15 protein-coding genes and 1 pseudogene are annotated in these 17,144 nt (G+C 67.5%); 6 read left to right on the plus strand and 10 right to left on the minus strand.

Features of this window, described 5'->3' with window-relative positions; translation table 11 throughout:
* Positions 1 to 62: 62 nt before the first annotated feature.
* The 4 genes from H1343_RS04315 (at position 63) to copM (ending at position 3,220) form a co-directional block, all read left to right on the plus strand.
* Positions 63 to 1,445 carry a leucyl aminopeptidase family protein gene (locus H1343_RS04315; protein ID WP_185984707.1) on the plus strand — a complete coding sequence of 461 codons (1,383 nt, stop codon included), beginning with the start codon at positions 63 to 65 and terminating at the stop codon, positions 1,443 to 1,445.
* An 87-nt stretch (positions 1,446 to 1,532) separates the two neighbouring features.
* Complete coding sequence (locus tag H1343_RS04320; RefSeq protein WP_185984708.1) at positions 1,533 to 1,883, plus strand: MarR family winged helix-turn-helix transcriptional regulator; 351 nt, start codon at positions 1,533 to 1,535, stop codon at positions 1,881 to 1,883.
* Between the two features lie 34 nt (positions 1,884 to 1,917).
* Positions 1,918 to 2,784, plus strand: coding sequence for a C40 family peptidase (locus H1343_RS04325; protein WP_185984709.1), 867 nt, complete (start codon positions 1,918 to 1,920; stop codon positions 2,782 to 2,784).
* Positions 2,785 to 2,839: 55 nt separating this feature from the next.
* On the plus strand, positions 2,840 to 3,220 hold the full coding sequence (copM, locus tag H1343_RS04330; protein WP_246333316.1) for a CopM family metallochaperone: 381 nt from the start codon (positions 2,840 to 2,842) through the stop codon (positions 3,218 to 3,220).
* 49 nt (positions 3,221 to 3,269) lie between these two features.
* On the opposite strand, the gene H1343_RS04335 is transcribed toward copM, so the two are convergent.
* From H1343_RS04335 to H1343_RS04375, 9 genes are all read right to left on the minus strand, one after another.
* A complete protein-coding gene (locus H1343_RS04335) occupies positions 3,270 to 4,166 on the minus strand; it encodes a 2-hydroxyacid dehydrogenase (RefSeq protein WP_185985477.1) in 897 nt (298 codons plus the stop codon).
* A 58-nt stretch (positions 4,167 to 4,224) separates the two neighbouring features.
* Positions 4,225 to 4,851 carry an NUDIX domain-containing protein gene (locus H1343_RS04340; RefSeq protein ID WP_281374728.1) on the minus strand — a complete coding sequence of 209 codons (627 nt, stop codon included), beginning with the start codon at positions 4,849 to 4,851 and terminating at the stop codon, positions 4,225 to 4,227.
* Positions 4,848 to 6,491 carry an ABC transporter ATP-binding protein gene (locus H1343_RS04345; protein ID WP_425484628.1) on the minus strand — a complete coding sequence of 548 codons (1,644 nt, stop codon included), beginning with the start codon at positions 6,489 to 6,491 and terminating at the stop codon, positions 4,848 to 4,850. The genes H1343_RS04340 and H1343_RS04345 overlap by 4 nt, the downstream gene beginning before the upstream one ends.
* Entirely contained in the window at positions 6,488 to 7,528 is a 1,041-nt protein-coding gene (locus H1343_RS04350; protein WP_185985480.1) for a cation diffusion facilitator family transporter, read from the minus strand. The genes H1343_RS04345 and H1343_RS04350 overlap by 4 nt, the downstream gene beginning before the upstream one ends.
* Positions 7,529 to 7,533: 5 nt before the next feature.
* Complete coding sequence (locus tag H1343_RS04355; RefSeq protein WP_185985481.1) at positions 7,534 to 8,655, minus strand: ABC transporter permease; 1,122 nt, start codon at positions 8,653 to 8,655, stop codon at positions 7,534 to 7,536.
* 193 nt (positions 8,656 to 8,848) lie between these two features.
* Entirely contained in the window at positions 8,849 to 9,925 is a 1,077-nt protein-coding gene (locus tag H1343_RS04360) for a microcin C ABC transporter permease YejB (RefSeq protein WP_185984711.1), read from the minus strand.
* Positions 9,926 to 9,966: 41 nt separating this feature from the next.
* The gene (locus tag H1343_RS04365; RefSeq protein ID WP_185984712.1) at positions 9,967 to 11,847 is read right to left on the minus strand and encodes an extracellular solute-binding protein; all 1,881 of its coding nucleotides are present in this window, start codon (positions 11,845 to 11,847) and stop codon (positions 9,967 to 9,969) included.
* Positions 11,844 to 13,856: an extracellular solute-binding protein gene (locus H1343_RS04370; RefSeq protein ID WP_246333318.1), complete on the minus strand. Its 2,013-nt coding sequence runs from the start codon at positions 13,854 to 13,856 to the stop codon at positions 11,844 to 11,846. Before H1343_RS04370 ends, H1343_RS04365 begins: the two co-directional genes overlap by 4 nt.
* A 198-nt stretch (positions 13,857 to 14,054) precedes the next feature.
* Entirely contained in the window at positions 14,055 to 14,927 is an 873-nt protein-coding gene (locus tag H1343_RS04375; protein WP_185984714.1) for a c-type cytochrome, read from the minus strand.
* 300 nt (positions 14,928 to 15,227) lie between these two features.
* On the opposite strand from H1343_RS04375, the pseudogene H1343_RS16955 reads away from it, so the two are divergent.
* Positions 15,228 to 15,863 (plus strand): annotated as a pseudogene (locus tag H1343_RS16955) (3-deoxy-manno-octulosonate cytidylyltransferase); the annotation flags it as partial.
* 63 nt (positions 15,864 to 15,926) lie between these two features.
* Positions 15,927 to 16,784 (plus strand): prephenate dehydratase, encoded by an 858-nt coding sequence (locus H1343_RS16960; protein WP_246333539.1) that lies wholly within the window; start codon positions 15,927 to 15,929, stop codon positions 16,782 to 16,784.
* A 91-nt stretch (positions 16,785 to 16,875) separates the two neighbouring features.
* Here the strand turns inward: H1343_RS16960 and H1343_RS04385 are convergent, their stop codons facing one another.
* On the minus strand, positions 16,876 to 17,025 hold the full coding sequence (locus tag H1343_RS04385; protein ID WP_185984716.1) for a DUF1127 domain-containing protein: 150 nt from the start codon (positions 17,023 to 17,025) through the stop codon (positions 16,876 to 16,878).
* Positions 17,026 to 17,144 lie beyond the last annotated feature (119 nt).

Below are 17,144 nucleotides of genomic sequence, written 5' to 3' on the forward strand. Positions count from 1 at the left end.
GCGCGAACCGTGCGGCCGCGAGCCCGAATCCAGCCTGTCGAATTTCCGCAAGGAGCCCCCTCATGACCGATCGCCTCCTGACCGAACGACCGAGCGACGCGCTCGCCGTCACGCCTGTGTTCACCGGCGAGACCTCGACGCTGGACGGCGCGGCGGCAGCCTGGGCGAAGGCGCACGGCTTCACCGGATCGGCCGGCGCGGTCTTGCTTCTGCCGGGCGAAGACGGGACGCCCGCCGGTGCGCTTCTCGGCCTCGGCGCGCGGCGCGAGGCGCTGCCGGCGCGCTCGATGCTCGCGGGTGCGTTGGCCGGCGTCCTGCCGGAGGGCGACTGGGTGCTGGAGGCCGGCGAAGCGCTCGATCCGGACCTTACCGCGCTCGCCTTCCTCAACGGCGGCTATCGCTTCGAGCGCTATCGCGCCGCCCCAGGCGTGAACGCTGCCGGACGTCTCTTCGTCGCGGGCGCCGATGCGGGCCGTGCCGCCGAGGCCGCGCGCGCCACGACGCTGGTGCGCGATCTCGTCAACACGCCGACGAGCGATCTCGGCCCCGCCGGCATCGAGGCCGCGATCCGCGCTCTCGGCGCGGAGTTCGGGGCGCAGGTCTCCGCCACGATCGGCGACGATCTGCTCGGTGCCAATCTGCCGATGATCCACGCGGTCGGCCGCGCGAGCGCCGAGGCGCCACGTCTCGTCGATCTGACCTGGGGCGAGGAGGCCGCGCCGCGCGTGACGCTCGTCGGCAAGGGCGTCGCCTTCGACACGGGCGGCCTCGATATCAAGCCCGCCTCGGGCATGCTCCTGATGAAGAAGGACATGGGCGGCGCCGCCAACGTTCTCGGCCTGGCGCGCCTCGTCATGGCGCATCGCCTGCCCGTGCGCCTGCGCGTCCTCGTCCCGGCCGTGGAGAACGCCATCTCCGGCAACGCCTTCCGGCCGGGAGACGTGCTTCACAGCCGCAAGGGCAAGACGGTGGAGATCGGCAACACCGACGCCGAAGGACGCCTGATCCTCGCCGACGCGTTGGCGCTCGGCGACGAGGAGGCGCCGCAGATCCTGATCGACATGGCGACGCTCACGGGCGCGGCGCGCGTCGCACTCGGGCCGGACCTGCCGCCCTTCTACACTGATGACGAGACGTTCGCGTCGGCGCTTGCCGACGCCGCGCGTGCCCAGCACGATCCGCTGTGGCGCATGCCGCTCTGGGCGCCCTACAAGGCGAACCTCGCCTCGAAGATCGCCGACACCAACAATGTGACGACGGACGGTATGGCCGGTTCGGTGACGGCGGCGCTCTTCCTGCAGGGCTTCGTGGAGAAGGCCGCGAGCTGGACGCATCTCGACGTGTATGGCTGGCGTCCGAAGGCCGGGCCGACCGGCCCGGTCGGCGGCGAGGCGCAGGGCATCCGCGCGCTCTTCTCCGTGATGGCGTCACGCTACGGCGGGTAAAGGCATCCTGCCGCACCGCCTTGCCGTCGCCTTCGCTCGGGCATAAGCTCCGAACCGGTTCCGAAACGAGAGCGCGACGGCAGCTCCATGGGTATCGAGATGCGGCCCGCGCAGGCCCTGCGGCTCCTGCACCAGAACGCTCTTCGCCAAGCGCGCGAGGCCGAGCAGGACCTGACCGTGCGCCAGACGGCGATCCTGCTCACCGTCTATCTCGAGCCGCCACCCCATACGGTGCGGGGGCTCGCCGGGCGGCTCAACGTCACGAAACCCGTCGTTACGCGCGCGCTCGACACGATGGGCCGGCTGGAGCTCGTGGAGCGCCGCCGCGATCCGGCCGATCTTCGCAACGTCCTCGTGCGGCGCACGGTGAAGGGCAGCCTCTTCGTCTCGCGCATGGCCGACAGGCTCGTCGCGGAAGCTGCCCTCCTGCCGCGCTGACTGCGCCGATCGAAAGTCCGGATCACTGCAACCCATGAATCTCGACCCGCGCCTCAACGCCTTTCGCTCGGACCTTGCCGATTCGCGCCTGAAGGGTCGCGTCGAGGCCGCGCGCTTCGTCGATGGTCGTGCGATGACCGTTCGCGTCCCGCTCGCCGATCTTCGCCGCCGCCCGGCGGCCGACGCGCCGCTGGAGACGCAGGCGCTTTGCGGCGAACGCGTCACGGTCTTCGAGGACGAAGGCGAGGGGTGGGCATGGGTTCAGCTGGCCGGCGACGGTTATGTCGGTTGGATGGAGAGCGAGGCTCTTGCCGCTGCGCCGCAGACGTCGCCGCGGTGGCGCGTCGACGCGCCGCGCACGCTCGTCTTCCCCGGACCGGACATCAAGCTGCCGCCGCTGCACGCTCTGCCGATGGGCGCGCTCATCGCCGAGCGCGGGACGACGCGGGACCACAACGCGTCCTACGTCCTCGTCGAACCTTTCGGCGCCGTCGTCGCGCAGCATCTCGTGCCAGCAGGCGATGTTGCGGAAGACTTCGTCGCCGTGGCCGCGCGGCTCCTCGGGGCGCCATACCTATGGGGCGGCAAGTCGGCGCTCGGCATCGACTGTTCGGGCCTCGTGCAGCTCTCGCTGGCGCAGGCCGGTATCGACGCCCCGCGCGATGCCGACATGCAGGAACGTTGGGCCGCGCCGCTCGATCCCGCGGCCCGCCGCCGGCGCGGGGACCTCGTCTTCTGGAAGGGGCATGTCGGCATCATGGCCGACGAGACGCAGCTCCTTCACGCCAACGCCCATCACATGATGACGGCGATCGAGCCGTTGGCCGATGCGCTCGCGCGATACGAGGCCAAGGACTCGCCGGTCACCTCCATCGCCCGCCCCATGTCACTCGACGCTTGACCTTCCTCCTGCTGGAAGGCCCACTTCATAGGCTTCCTCAATGTGGAGCATCGACATGAAGCTTTTCCTCGCGGCCGCCGCTCTCGTCGTCGCCGCCGCCCCGGCGCTGGCGCAGGAGATCGATCATTCGACGATGGACCATTCGGCGACGGGCAGTGCCCAGTCCGGCGAGGCCAGCCCGTCAACACAGGCCTTCGAGGCGGCGAACGCGAAGATGCACGAGGACATGGCGGTCGAGCTCACGGGCGATGCCGATGTCGATTTCGTGCGCTCGATGATCCCGCATCACCAGGGGGCGATCGACATGGCGAAGATCGTTCTTCAGTACGGTGACGACCCGGAACTGGCCGCACTTGCCGAGGAGATCGTCTCTGCGCAGGAGACCGAGATCGCCCAGATGCGCGACTGGCTGGCCCGCAACGGCCACGCCGACTGAACGCAGCGGGGCGGGGCGGCGGGGCGGCGAAGGCCACCCCTTCAGTCGATCAGTAGCCCGCCTGCCGATCCACGACGTTCTCCAGCGGCTCGCCGCGCTCATGCGCCGCGATCTGCCTCGCAATGAGCGGTGCGAGGGCCGCGGGATCGGACGAGGCGGCGGCGTGCGGCGTCACGAACACCTGAGGATGGCGCCATAGCGCACTGTCGCGCGGAAGCGGTTCGCGCTCGAACACGTCGAGTGAGGCTTCCATCAGTCGCCCGTCATTGAGCGCGCGAAGGATTGCCGAATCGAGCTGAAGGCCGCCGCGCCCCGCGTTGATGAGCACCGGGCGTCCGAGCGGCGTCTCGGTCTTCAGGCGCGACAGGAAATCGTCGTCGATGAGGCCGCGCGTCTGCGGCGTCAGCGGCAGGAGCACGACAAGGATGTCGCTCACCGCGAGGCATTCGGCGAGGCCCTCTGCGCCGTGAAAGGTCGTGATGCCCTCGATCCGGCGCTCGGTGCGGCTCCAGCCGGCGACCTTGAAGCCGATCGTGCGCAGCTTGGCGGCCGCGTCGCGCCCCAGTTCGCCGAGGCCGAGGATGCCGACCGTCACATCGCCGGCCGCCGGCTGGCGATGCTCGTTCCAGAGCCCCGCCGCCTGCTGTGCACGATAGGTCGAGCCCTTGCGGAAATGGTCGAGCACGCGCCAGACGACGTATTCGCTCATGCGGCTCGTGAGGTCCTCGGCGACGACGCGCACGATCGGCGCATCCGGCACGGTTCGGTCCGCGAGGATATGGTCGACGCCGGCGCCGAGCGAGAAGATGGCGGAAAGGTTCGGCAGTTCCGAGAGCACACCGGGCGGTTGCTTCCACACGACGGCGTACCGGATGGCGGGGTCGTCGGCGCGCTCGGGGCGCAGCACGATCTCTGTCTCGGGAAGATGTTCCTTCAGCGCCCGCATCCAGCGCGTCGGTTCGAAGCCTGTTACCGAAAGAAGTATCGTCACGTCCTGCCCTTCGTCATGCTCGAAGCCTTGCGGCTTCCTCCCTCCCTCTTCTGGCAAACCATTGCAGGCTTGCGAAGAGGAAACCGTTCTCGATGCGGCCCGCGTCGCACGCCTCGATCAGCGCGTCGACGCCGTAGGAAAGCGGCACGATCTCCTCGTGCTCCTCCGCAAGGCCTGCGCGGGCATCGAGATGGGACGCATCGACGAGGGCAAGGAAGACAAAGATGCGCTCGTCCGTCACGCCCGGCGTCGTCAGGACAGAAAAGGCCTGGTTGGCGGCGCGTGCGGTGAGGCCGGTTTCCTCCGTGAGCTCCCGCAAGGCGGCTTCCCGCGGGCTCTCGCCCTCGTCGATGAGGCCCGCCGGCAGCTCCAACGGCGCAGCGTTCCTCGTCGAAAGCGCCGCGCCGATACGGAACTGGCGGATCGTCACGATCGCATTGAGCGCCGGATCGTAGGGGATGACCACGGCGGCGTCCCTTGCGCGGGTGATCTCGCGCTTCACAGTCAGCGGTGCATCGCCCACCAGTGATGCGTGGCGCACCGTCAGCCGGTCCATCGCGCGGAAGCCGTCCGCGAGCCGCTCGCTGTCAAGGATCTCGAAGCCGAGCGGCGCATCGCCCGGCAAGGCGCCGTCGCTCACGATGCCACCGCGCCGTCCTGAGCGGCCTCGATGTCGAAGGCCGCCGCCATCAACGCCCTGGTGTAGTCCGTCTTCGGTGCGGAAAAGATTTGCTCCGCCGGGCCGCGCTCCACCACCTCACCGGCCCGCATCACGATCACTTCGTTGGCGAGCGCGCGCACCACCTTCAGATCGTGGCTGATGAAGAGATAGGCGAGGTCGTGCTTCTTCTGCAGGTCGCGCAGGAGATCCACCACCTGCGCCTGCACGCTCATGTCGAGCGCCGAGGTCGGCTCGTCCAGCATCACGAAGCGCGGGTTCAGCACCATCGCGCGGGCGATGGCGATCCGCTGGCGCTGGCCGCCCGAGAATTCGTGCGGGTAGCGGAAGCGCGTCTCGGGGTCGAGCCCGACCTCGCGCAGCGCGTCCACGACACGCGCGTCGCGCTCGCCCGCCGAGAGCTTCGGCTGATGAACGAGGAGCCCTTCGGCAACGATGTCGGCGACCGGCATGCGCGGCGAGAGAGAGCCGTAGGGATCCTGGAAAACGATCTGCACGCGGTCACGGTAGGGACGCATCGCCTTGAACGAGCGATCGTCGATGCGTGCGCCTTCGAATGCGATCTCGCCCTTGGAGGAGATCATGCGCGTGAGCGCGAGGCCGAGCGTCGTCTTGCCCGAGCCCGATTCCCCGACGACGCCCACCGTCTGGCCGGCGCGCACGGTGATGTCGACGCCGTCGACCGCCTTCACATGGTCGGTCACGCGGCGCAGGAAGCCGGTGCGCACCGGGAACCAGATGCGCACGTCACGCCCTTCCATGACGGGCGCGGCGGTGGGGTCGGCCTTCGGCGGCCGGCCCTTGGGCTCGGCGGCGAGAAGATGTTTCGTGTAGGCGTGCTGCGGGTTCGCGAAGATCTCGGCCGTCGGCCCGGTCTCCACGATCTCGCCCTTGAACATCACGCAGACGCGGTCGGCGATCTTGCGCACGATGCCGAGGTCGTGGGTGATGAAGAGAAGCCCCATCTGCCGTTCGATCTGCAGCGTCTTCAAAAGCGCTAGGATCTGCGCCTGCACCGTCACGTCGAGAGCAGTCGTCGGCTCATCGGCAATCAGGAGTTTGGGTTCGTTTGCGAGCGCCATCGCGATCATCACGCGCTGGCGCTGCCCGCCGGAGAGCTGGTGCGGGAAGGAGCCGAGACGCTTTTCCGGTTCGCGTATGCCGACCTGGTGTAGGAGTTCCAGTGTGCGCTCGCGCGCCTTGCGCTTGCCGACGCCGCGATGGACCTCGAGCACCTCGCCGATCTGGCGCTCGATCGTGTGAAGCGGGTTGAGCGAACTCATCGGCTCCTGGAAGATCATCGAGATCTCGTTGCCGCGAACGCCGCGCAGCGCCTTGTCGTCAGCCTTCATCAGGTCGATCCCGCCGATGCGGATCTCGCCGCTCGGATGGCTGGCGGCCGGGTAGGGCAGGAGCTTCAGCACGGAGAGCGCCGTCACGCTCTTGCCCGAGCCGGACTCGCCGACGAGCGCCACTGTCTCGCCCTTGGCGATGTCGAAGGAGACGCGCTTCACCGCCTCGCTCGTGCGCCCGCCCTGGTGGAAAGACACGGAAAGGTCGCGAACCGAAAGGAGCGGCGTTGCGCTCGGCATTTCGCTCATGCGGGCTGCCCGATCATCGAATGGCTGTGCTTGTGAGTGTGCGCCGCGCGTCCGGCGGCCGGCGATGACGAGACGGGCGTGCCGCAGGCGGGCTCTGCATGGCCTTCGTGGTCGTGGCCCTCGTGACCGTGTGCGTGGTCCGCCTCGTCGGCGCAGACACCGCGCTCCACCTCCACCGTCGTATGCGCGACGGCGAACTCCTCGCGCAGGACGGCCTTGATGGCACGGATCGTCTCGATCTCGTCGGCCCCCTCCGCGACCCGCGCGTGCAGCGTCGCGGCGCGCCTCTTCGGCGTCAGCGTCCAGACGTGGAAATGGTGGATGTCCTCCAGCCCCGGCACCTTCGACGAGAGCGCCGGGCGCACGGCCTCCGCGTCGATGCCTTCGGGTGCGCCCTCCAGCAGGATGTGGCCGGAATCGCGCACCAGCCGCCAGGCGTTACCCAGGATGATGAGGCAGACGAGCACCGAGAGGATCGGATCGATCGGCATCCACCCGGTCGCCATGATGATGAGCGAGGCGGCGATCGCCGCGACGGACCCCAGCAAATCCCCCATCACGTGAAGGAGGGCGCCGCGCAGGTTCAGGTCTTCCTTGTCGCCGCCGTGGAGGATGAGAAAGGCGATGATGTTGACGAGCAGCCCGCCGATCGCGATCGCCAGCATCGGTCCGGCCAGCACCTCTACGGGCTGGGCAAGGCGCCTCGCCGCCTCGATCATGATGACGGCGGCGATGAAGAAGAGGACGAGGCCGTTGCCGAAGGCGACAAGGATCGGAAGGCGGGCGAGTCCGAAGGTGTTCCGCGCGTTCGCCGGCCGCGTCGAGAGCGTGATCGCGAGATAGGCGAGGGCGAGCCCAGCGAAATCGACCAGCATGTGGCCGGCATCGGCCAGAAGGGCGAGCGAGCCGGAAATCAGTCCGCCGGCGGCTTCGGCCAGCATGAACGTGCCGGTGAGCGCCGCCGCAATGCCGATCTTGCGCCTGCTGCCGCCCGAATGATCGTGCGAATGGCCGTGATGGGAGTGGTCGTGGCTCATCTCGTTCACCGGAAGCTCTTTCTCGGGTCGAACGCGTCGCGCACGGCCTCGCCCACGAAGACGAGCAGCGACAGCATCAATGACAATACCACGAAGCCGGAGATGCCGAGCCAGGGCGCCTGAAGATTGTTGCGGCCCTGCGCCAGGAGCTCGCCCAGCGAGGGGGAGCCGGGCGGCAGGCCGAAGCCGAGGAAGTCGAGCGAAGTCAGCGTGGTGATCGAGCCGTTGAGGATGAAGGGGAGGAAGGTCAGCGTCGCCACCATCGCGTTCGGCAGAAGGTGGCGCGTGATGATGGTGAAGTCGTTCACGCCCAAGGCGCGCGCCGCGTTGACATATTCGAAGTTGCGCGCGCGCAAGAACTCGGCGCGCACGACGCCGACGAACGCCACCCAGGAGAACAGCAGCATGATGCCGAGAAGGATCCAGAAGCCCGGCGGCAGGATCGCGGCGACGATGAGCAGGAGATACAGGACCGGGATCGATGACCAGATTTCGATGAAACGCTGGAAGGTGAGGTCCACCCAGCCGCCGAAATAGCCCTGTACCGCGCCGGCCGCGACTCCGATCACGGCCGAGGCCGCGGTGAGCACCAGCCCGAACAGGACCGAGATGCGGAAACCGTAGATCAGCCTCGCGAGGACGTCCCGCGCCTGGTCGTCGGTGCCCAGCCAGTTCATGTTGCCGAAGGAGCAGTTCGGATCGTTCGCGCCGTCGGGGTAGCGCGCGCAGCGCTCCTCGCGGTCCAGCATCCAGGATGGCGGGGAGGGCGCCGGGGAGGGAATCTCGTTGTTCACCGAGCGGTAGGAATAGCGGATCGGCGGCCAGATCGCCCAGCCGTTCGCCTCGATCTCCTCCTGCACGAAGGGGTCGCGATAGTTCGTCACCGGCAGGAAGCCGCCGAAGACCTCTTCCGGGTAGTCGACGAAGGTCGGGTAATAATATTCGCCCTGATACTGGACGAGGATCGGCCGGTCGTTGGCCACGAACTCGGCGAACAGCGTGACGACGAAGAGCGCGAGGAAAATCCAGAGCGCCCAGTAGCCGCGTCGGTTCGCCTTGAAATTCTGCCAGCGTCGCTGATTGAGCGGCGACAGGCGCGAGCGCCGCGTGCGCATTGCCGGCGCCATCTGCGCGATGCCGCTGGTCTGCTCGGTGGCCGTGGATGCCGCGTCGAGCGCGCCGGGCTTTACAGGCTCGCCCGGATTGTCTGCCGGCTGCGGATCGGGCCGCTGGCCTTCCCTGACCTCGTTCATGCTCGCAGCTCCCGCCGCATCGGCCGGACGCAAAACCGCTTCGCACTTCTGCTGGCGATGCCCATCGTCAGACCTCCCGCCGCTCGAAGTCGATGCGCGGATCGATCCAGGTGTAGGTGAGGTCGGAGATGAGGGTCGTCACGAGGCCGATCAGAGAGAAGATGTAGAGCGTTGCGAAGACCACGGGGTAGTCGCGGCGGTAGATGCTCTCGAAGCCGAGAAGGCCCAGCCCGTCGAGCGAGAAGATTGTCTCGATGAGGAGCGAGCCGGTGAAGAAGGCCGAGATGAAGGCGCCGGGAAAGCCCGCCACGATGATGAGCATCGCGTTTCGGAAGACATGGCCGTAGAGGACGCGGTTCTCGGTCAGCCCCTTGGCGCGGGCCGTCGTCACGTACTGCTTGCGGATCTCGTCGAGGAAGGAGTTCTTGGTCAGAAGCGTCGTCGTCGCGAAGGCCGAGAGCGCCAGTGCGATCAGCGGCAGCGTCAGGTGCCAGAAATAGTCCACGATGCGCTCGGGCCAGGAAAGCTGCGCCCAGTTGTCCGAGGTGAGGCCTCGCAGCGGGAACCAGTCCAGGAAGGAGCCGCCCGCGAACAGGACGATCAGGAGCACCGCGAAGAGGAAGCCGGGGATCGCGTAGGCGACGATGATGACCGCGCTCGTCCAGGTGTCGAAGCTCGATCCTTCCTTCAGCGCCTTGCGGATGCCGAGCGGAATGGAAATACCATAGGAAAGGAGCGTGATCCAAAGGCCCAGCGAGATCGAGACAGGCAGCTTCTCGATGATGAGGTCGATCACCGAGATGGAGCGGAAATAGCTCTCGCCGAAGTCAAAGCGGAGGAAATCCCATACCATCGTGGCGAAGCGTTCGAGCGGCGGCTTGTCGAAGCCGAACTGCGCCTCGAGCTGGGCGATGAAGGCGGGGTCCAACCCTTGCGCGCCGCGATAGCCCGAATTCTCGCCGCCGGCCGACTGGAAGTCGGCGCCCGCACCGCCAAGCCTGTCGCCGGCCGTTCCCTGAAGCTGCGCGATCACCTGTTCCACCGGGCCCCCGGGGGCGAACTGGATGAGGATGAAGGAAATCGCGAGGATGCCGAACAGGGTGGGCACCATCAGGAGAAGTCGTCTGAGGATATAGGCGCCCATCTAAGGCCTTCGTTCCTTCCGGTCGGCTTTCGTCGGCTATGTTAGCCGCGCCCGATGGCGCGGGCCTTGTCCTCGTCGAACCACCACAGCGCTTCGGGAGGCGCGTCGTAGGGTGGTTCGGTCTCGGGATAGCCGAACATGTTCCAGTGCGCGACGAACTTCGCGCCGGCGGTGATGTTGGGCACCCAGTCGAGCCGGGCGCGAAGCACGCGGTCGAGGCAGCGCATGCGCGTGACCAGTTCCTCACGGCTCCTCGCGTCGTCGACCAGCCGGATCAGCGCATCGACACCCTCGTCGGCCATGCCGGGGTAGTTGTAGGCCCCGGGCCTGTCGGCCGAGCTCGATCCGAAGAAAATCGCAAGGCTCTCGCGCGTCGGCGTGTTGCCGAGCGAGAAGGCGGCGAGGATCATGTCGAAATCGTAGTTGGTCTGGCGAAGCTGATACTGGGCCGCATCGACGACACGGATCGATGCGTCGATGCCGAGCAGCCGCATCGTCTCGATCATGCGCGAGTAGACGCGCACCTGCTCAGGGTCGCTCGCCAGATACTCCAGCCTGAACGTTTCGCCCGCCTCGTTGACGAGCCCGCCCCCGCCGCGCGTCCAGCCGGCCTGCGCGAGAAGCTCGGAAGCCTGCCGCAGGATCGTGCGGTCCCGGCCCGAACCGTCGGTGACCGGCTGCACCCAGACCTCGCCGAAGGCTTCCTCGGGAAGGGCCTCGCGCAGCGGCTCCATCACCGCGAGTTCCTCAGGCGATGGCGCGCCCTCGGCCTTGAAGTCCGAGTTCTCGAAGGGCGAGTCCGAATGCTGCCGAAGGCCGTACATCAGGTTGGCGTTCGTCCACTCGAAGTCGAAGCACATGTTCAGGGCGCGGCGCACGCGCACGTCCTGGAACTGCGCGCGGCGTTGGTTGAATGCCCAGCACTGGAAGCGCGGGCGCCGGCCCTGCGGCATCTCGCGCCTCAGGACGCGTCCGTCACGCGTAGCGGGAAAATCGTATTCCGTCGCCCAGGCCTGCGTGGTGAACTCCTCGCGGTACGTCGTCACGCCAGCCTTGAAGGCCTGCAGTTCGGCGTTGCGGTCTCGGAAGAACTCCACCCGCAGCGTCTGGAAATGGCCGAGCCCGCGCGCGAAGGGCATCTCGGCGCCCCAATAGTCCTCGCGCCGCTCGTATTCGATGAAGCGCCCGGCCTCGTAGCGGCCGACGCGCCAAGCGCCCGAACCGGGGATCTCGTCCATGCCGGTTCGGGCGAACTCGCGGCCCTCGAAGAAGCTTTCGGGCAGGATCGGCAGGATCAGGGCCGCCAGCACCATCGGCACGGTCTGGGTGCCCGAGAAGCGAATCTCCACCTGCCGCTCGTCGATCGCGGTCACCTCCTCAACCTCGGCGATGAGGTAGGAGAGGCTCGGGTGCCCCTCCGCCTTGATGGTTCGGTAGGTGAAGGCGACGTCCTGCGGGCGCACCGGATCGCCGTTCGAAAAACGTGCTTGCGGACGCAGTGCGAAGGTGAAGCGGTTGCCGCCGGCAGACATGGTCAACGTCTCGGCCAGCGCGCAGTAGAGCGAGTCCGGCTCATCGAGGGAACTCGTCATCAGGGATTCGTACAGCCCTTCGATCCGCGGCGGTGCGTTACCCTGCAGGACGAAGGTGTTGAGCGTGTCGAAGGTGAGCGGAGACTGATTGAAGGCCCAGTTCGGAACGGTCAGCGTGAGGCGTCCGCCTTTCGGAGCGTCGAGATCCGCATAGTCGAAATGAGGGTAATCGGCCGGGTATTTCAAATCGCCGAAGGCCGAAATGCCGTGCAGCGGCGTGTCGGCCGGCACCTGCGCCAAAGACAGGCGTGGCACGGCGGCGCTCGCCGCTGCCCCCATCACGAGTTGCCCGAAATGGCGGCGGGTCAGGCGGAGGAGGTCGCTCCTCATTGGCCGCCGGCCGCCGCGTCCTCGCCGCCGGGTACGGCGTTCTCTGTCGGCGGCGTCGCGCCTTCCGGCAGGCCCTCGGGTTCGGGCGCCGCCTCCGCCGGCGCGTCGGCGCGGATCCACCAGGAGAACGGGTCGATGCCGTTATAGGCCGGCCCGTTCTCGGGCATGCCGAACTTGTCCCAATAGGCCAGCCAGATCGCGCCGTTGGTGAATTGCGGCACCACGTAGTTGTTCCAAAGGAGTGTGCGGTCGAGCGCGCGCGTGGCGGCGACGAGGGCCTCGCGGTCCGGCGCGTAGATGATCTTCTCGATCAGCGCGTCGACGGCCGCGTTGCGAACGCCCGGCGAGTTGCGGCTGCCGTTCTGGCTCGCCGCGGCGCTCGACCAGAAGTCGCGCTGCTCGTTGCCGGGCGAGAGCGACTGGGCGAAGCTGTCGGTGACGATGTCGAACTCGAAGGAATCCGTCAGCGCCAGGTACTGGGAGGGATCGACGACGCGGATCGTCGCGTCGATGCCGAGACGCCGCAGCGAGGCGGCGAAAGGCTCCATCACGCGCGAGGCGTTCTGGTCGGAAGTCATGAACTCCACGGTGAAGGGCTGGCCCGCCGCGTTGACGAGTTGCGAGCCGCGTCGCTCCCAGCCTGCCGCCTGCAGGAGCTCGAAGGCTTCGCGCAGATAGGTGCGTTCGGCGCTTGGCTGCGAATAGTCCGGCAGCGTGTATTCCTGCGTGAAGAGCTCGGGCGGCAGATCATCGCGAAGCGGCTCCAGCAGCGCCAATTCGTCGCCTTCCGGCAGCCCCGTCGCGGCAAGTTCGGAATTGTCGAAGTAGCTGTCGATCCGCTGGTACAGATCGTAGAACAACGTGCGGTTCATCTCCTGAAAGTTGTAGGCGAGCACGAAGGCCCTGCGCACTCGCGGATCGGAGAACTTCTCGCGCCGCGAGTTGATCACATAGGCCTGCATCGGCCAGACGGCGTCCGATTCGAGCTCGGCCTTCTTCACGCGGCCTTCGGTGAAGGCCGGAAAATTGTAGCCCTCGGCCCAAAGCTGCGCGCGGTTCTCGATGCGATAGTCCTGATAGCCGCCGCGTTTGAAAGCCTCCCACGCGGCGTTCTGGTCGCGGAAATAGGTAAAGTTGATCCGGTCGAAATTGTAGCGGCCGCGCTGCGGCGCCTTGTCGGCCGCCCAGTAGTCCGGCACGCGCTCCCAGGTGATCGTCGAGCCGGGGTTGAAGCTGGCGACGCGATAGGGGCCGGAGCCAACGGGCACCTCCAGCGTCGGCTCCTCGATATCGCGGCCCTCCGCTTCCCAGTAGTGCCGGGGAAGCACCACGAGGTCGCCCATGATGTTGGGCAGTTCGCGGTTGCCGGTCTGGTCGAAGCGGAAGGTGACCTCGCGCTCGCCTGTTTCCTCCACGCTCGTCACGTTGTGGTAGTAGTTGGCGTAGAGCGGATAGAGCCGCGTGACGGTCTCGAAGCTCCAGATCACGTCGTTGACGGTGATCGGCTCGCCGTCCTGGAAGCGCGCGTCCGGATCGAGCCGGAACGACACCGACGAATAGTCGGACGGATAGCGCACGGCTTCGGCGATGAGCGCATGGCTGACACCCGGTTCGTCCGGCGCCTGCGCCATCAGCGTGTCATAGGCGATGCCGCCGCCGAAAGCGGCGAAGCCCGCCGCCGGCGTTCCCCGGATGATGAAGGGGTTGAAACTGTCGTAGGTGCCGGGCGCCGAGGAGTTCCAGGTGCCGCCCTTCGGCGCGTCCGGGTTCACATAGTCGTAATGGGTGAAGTCGTCAGCGTATCGGGAGGGCTCGATCAGACCGGACGACGTATGCCACTCGCCCATTGCCGCTTCGCTCGCGGGCGCTGCGCCCGTATCACCGGATTCGGTGGGCGCGCTGGCTGCGGGAGCCGACGGCGCATCCTGCGCGGCGGCCGGCAGGGCGAAGCCGCAGGCGAGGGCGAGGTTGAGGGCGAGAACGCGCCCGGCTCGCGAAGGTCCTGTCAAATCGATCTCCTGAAATGCCGCATCGCAATGGCCAGCAACACCGAGCTTTGTGGCCTTCGTTCGACTGGCCAAGCCGCATGACCGAGTTTTAATGGTCGCCCGGCCCATGTCTACCGCTCGCATCGGCGATCGCGCAGTGGTGCATAGCAAAAAGGCCCGGCATCGCTGCCGGGCCTTCTCCAATCTTTCGGTGCCCGATTACTGGGCCGGGACGATCGTCGTGCCCTGCGGCTGGCTCTCGCCGCTTTCCTGAGCGGGCGCGGCGCCTTCGGCCGGCGCATCCGCCGGAGCCGGGGGTTCCTCGGCGGGAGCTGTGCCCTCGGCCGGAGCAGCTTCGCTCGGCTGGGCAGCGTCCGCATCCGTGGCTTCGCCCGTGGTGGGAGCAGCTTCCGAGGCGGGGGCCGCGCCCGTACCGGGGTCCGTCGTGGCCGGAGCCTGCGGCTGGTCGCCGGCCGGGGCGCCCGCGTCCGTCGTCGTCCCGCTGTCCGTCTCTCCCTCGGCCGGAGCTGCCGCTTCCTCTGCCGGCGGCTCGGGCAGCGGGGCCGGATCGTTGGAGAGCGTGCGCAGATAGGCGATCAGGTTTGCGCGGTCCGAATCGTTGGAAATGCCGGCGAAGCCCATCGCAGTGCCGGAGATGTACTGGCGCGGATTGCGCAGGAAGTGGTCGAGATGGTCGTAGTCCCAGACCACCGAGCCGCCCTCGGCGAACTCGGTCATCGCCGCGGAATAGGAGAAGCCGGGATCGTGCGCGATCTCGCGGTTGACGACGTCCCACAGATGCGGGCCGACGCCGGCCGGCGCGCCGTCCTCGTTGGAATGGCAGGACTGGCAGCGGCGGAAGACGGTGGAGCCGGCCTCGGCGTCCGCGGTCTGCAGGAGCGTGGCGATCGGCACGGCGGCGACTTCCGGGGCCGCTCCGCCGGCGCTCTCTTCCTGCGCCTCGATGGCGTAGCCGAACTGCTCGGGCACTTCGGAATGAAAAATGCTCTCGGCCAGGAGGCTGCCCCCGAACAGCACGAAGACGGTGCCAAGCAGGGCGCCGAAGATCTTGTTGGCCTCGAATGAATCCATGGAAGGAGCGGCTCCCCATCGGCCGGCGCTCAAAGGCCGACAAACGCTTGGCAAAAATCGCGCGGAAGCTAGGGGTTTTGCCCTTTCAAGGCAACACCTATAAGCCCCGCATCGGTGGCCTCCGGTTGCCGCGAAGCGGTCCCTCGACCGCAACCGCGCCCCCCGGCGGTTTGGAATTGTTCTTGGCATCGCCGGGCGCTCGGATCAAGCGCGCGCCATGCGATGTCGTCGGTAAACTGCAGCGGGCACCCAGCCCGCGGAACGGCAAATATGCACACGCTCGTCCTGATCCCGGCCCGCATGGCCTCCACGCGTCTCCCCGGAAAGCCACTGGCGGAGATCGCCGGCCGTCCGATGATCCTCCACGTTGCCGAACGGGCGCGCGAGGCGGGCATCGGCCGTGTGGCGGTGGCGACCGATTCGCCTGAGATCCTCGCCATCGTCGAGGCGGCAGGCTTCGAGGCGGTGTTGACCTCGGCCGACCATCCATCGGGCTCCGACCGCATCTTCGAGGCCCTGAAGGCGCTCGATCCGGCGGGCGAGATCCGTTTCGTCGTGAATTTGCAGGGCGATCTGCCGACGATCGAGCCCGCGGCGATCCGTGCGGTGGCGCAGGCTCTGGAGGCCGAGCCCGCGTGCGACATCGCGACGCTTGCCGTGCCGATCTCGCGGCAGGCCGAGCGGGACGATCCCGCCGTGGTCAAACTTGTCGGCTCACCGATCGCGCCGGAGCGCCTGCGCGCACTCTATTTCACCCGCGCCACGGCGCCCTCGGGCGACGGGCCGCTCTACCACCATATCGGCATCTACGCCTATCGTCGCGAGGCGCTCGAGCGGTTCGTCGCCCTCACGCCCTCACAGCTCGAGCGCCGTGAAAGCCTCGAGCAGCTTCGCGCGCTGGAGGCGGGGATGCGCATCGACGCGGCGATCGTCGATACCGTGCCGCTCGGCGTCGACACGATGGCGCAGCTCGAGGAGGCGCGGCGACGCCTGTCGCCGCTGAAGGGGCCGACCGGCCGGATCTCCTTCCAGGGCGAGTTCGGCGCCAATTCAGACACCGCCTGCCGCAACGCCTACCCGCAGATGCAGCCGCTACCGTGCGCGACCTTCGAGGACGCCTTCGCCGCGCTGACCAAGGGCGAAGCCGACCTTGCGATGATCCCGATCGAAAACACACTGGCGGGGCGCGTGGCGGACGTCCACCATCTGCTGCCGCCGAGCGGGCTGCGCATCGTCGCAGAATACTTCCTGCCGATCCGTTTCCAGCTCATGGGAAAGCGCGGCGTCGAACTGTCCGAAATCCGCGAGGTCCACAGCCACATCCACGCGCTCGGCCAGTGCCGCGGCATCATCCGCGCCAATGGCTGGAAGCCCGTGGTGGCGGGCGACACCGCAGGGGCGGCGCGCATGGTCTCGGAACTGCCGGGCCGCGACGCAGCCGCGCTCGCGCCGCGTCTGGCCGCCGAACTCTACGGTCTCGACATCCTCGCTGAGAACGTCGAAGACGCCGAACACAACACGACGCGCTTCGTCGTCCTGTCGCGAGCCGGGGAGGACGATCGGGAACTCTGGGCGTCCGCCGGCAACGGCCTGACCGTCACCACTTTCGTCTTTGAGGTCCGCAACATCCCGGCCGCGCTCTACAAGGCGCTCGGCGGTTTCGCCACAAACGGCGTCAACATGACCAAACTCGAAAGTTACCAGCTCGGCGGGCAGTTCACCGCCACGCAGTTCTACGCAGATGTGGAAGGGCACCCCGATGATACGGGGCTTGCCAACGCGCTGGAGGAACTCGCCTTCTTCACCAAGCGCCTGACGATCCTCGGCGTCTATCCGGCCGCCCCCGAACGCCCCTGAGGACGGGCTCCAAACGCAAAAAGGCCTCGCGATCGCGGGGCCTTTTTCGTCTTTGCGTCCTGGTCCGGCGACCGAAGCCGCCGGGAGAAAATCAGCGGCGGCCCGAACGGACGGCGCGGCCGATGTCGCCACGCATCACGCCGATGTCGGCGAGCATGCGGTCGTCCATCTCGCGCAGCGCCATAACGCTCTGCGAGTAGGCGCGATAGTTGCGGAGGTGGGAGGCGAGGCGGGAAATCATTGTCTTTGTCCAGCGGTGAAGGTCGTTTCGATGCGCCTCATATACGCGCGACCGCTGCACCATAGGAGGGCATAGTTTGCACGTCTGTTGTGCAATCTGTGCATGGATGTGGCAGGCGC

The organism is Aureimonas mangrovi (assembly GCF_014058705.1).
In the GTDB taxonomy this organism is placed as follows: Bacteria; Pseudomonadota; Alphaproteobacteria; order Rhizobiales; family Rhizobiaceae; genus Aureimonas; species Aureimonas mangrovi.

What these genes read in the sequence shown, in the direction of transcription:
- H1343_RS04315 (WP_185984707.1), top strand. Translation starts at nt 63, where the DNA reads ATGACCGATCGCCTCCTGACCGAACGACCGAGCGACGCGCTCGCCGTC.
- H1343_RS04320 (WP_185984708.1), top strand. Translation starts at nt 1,533, where the DNA reads ATGGGTATCGAGATGCGGCCCGCGCAGGCCCTGCGGCTCCTGCACCAG.
- H1343_RS04325 (WP_185984709.1), top strand. Translation starts at nt 1,918, where the DNA reads ATGAATCTCGACCCGCGCCTCAACGCCTTTCGCTCGGACCTTGCCGAT.
- copM (WP_246333316.1), top strand. Translation starts at nt 2,840, where the DNA reads ATGAAGCTTTTCCTCGCGGCCGCCGCTCTCGTCGTCGCCGCCGCCCCG.
- H1343_RS04335 (WP_185985477.1), bottom strand. Translation starts at nt 4,166, where the DNA reads ATGCGGGCGCTGAAGGAACATCTTCCCGAGACAGAGATCGTGCTGCGC.
- H1343_RS04345 (WP_425484628.1), bottom strand. Translation starts at nt 6,491, where the DNA reads ATGAGCGAAATGCCGAGCGCAACGCCGCTCCTTTCGGTTCGCGACCTT.
- H1343_RS04350 (WP_185985480.1), bottom strand. Translation starts at nt 7,528, where the DNA reads ATGAGCCACGACCACTCCCATCACGGCCATTCGCACGATCATTCGGGC.
- H1343_RS04355 (WP_185985481.1), bottom strand. Translation starts at nt 8,655, where the DNA reads ATGGCGCCGGCAATGCGCACGCGGCGCTCGCGCCTGTCGCCGCTCAAT.
- H1343_RS04360 (WP_185984711.1), bottom strand. Translation starts at nt 9,925, where the DNA reads ATGGGCGCCTATATCCTCAGACGACTTCTCCTGATGGTGCCCACCCTG.
- H1343_RS04365 (WP_185984712.1), bottom strand. Translation starts at nt 11,847, where the DNA reads ATGAGGAGCGACCTCCTCCGCCTGACCCGCCGCCATTTCGGGCAACTC.
- H1343_RS04375 (WP_185984714.1), bottom strand. Translation starts at nt 14,927, where the DNA reads ATGGATTCATTCGAGGCCAACAAGATCTTCGGCGCCCTGCTTGGCACC.
- H1343_RS04385 (WP_185984716.1), bottom strand. Translation starts at nt 17,025, where the DNA reads ATGATTTCCCGCCTCGCCTCCCACCTCCGCAACTATCGCGCCTACTCG.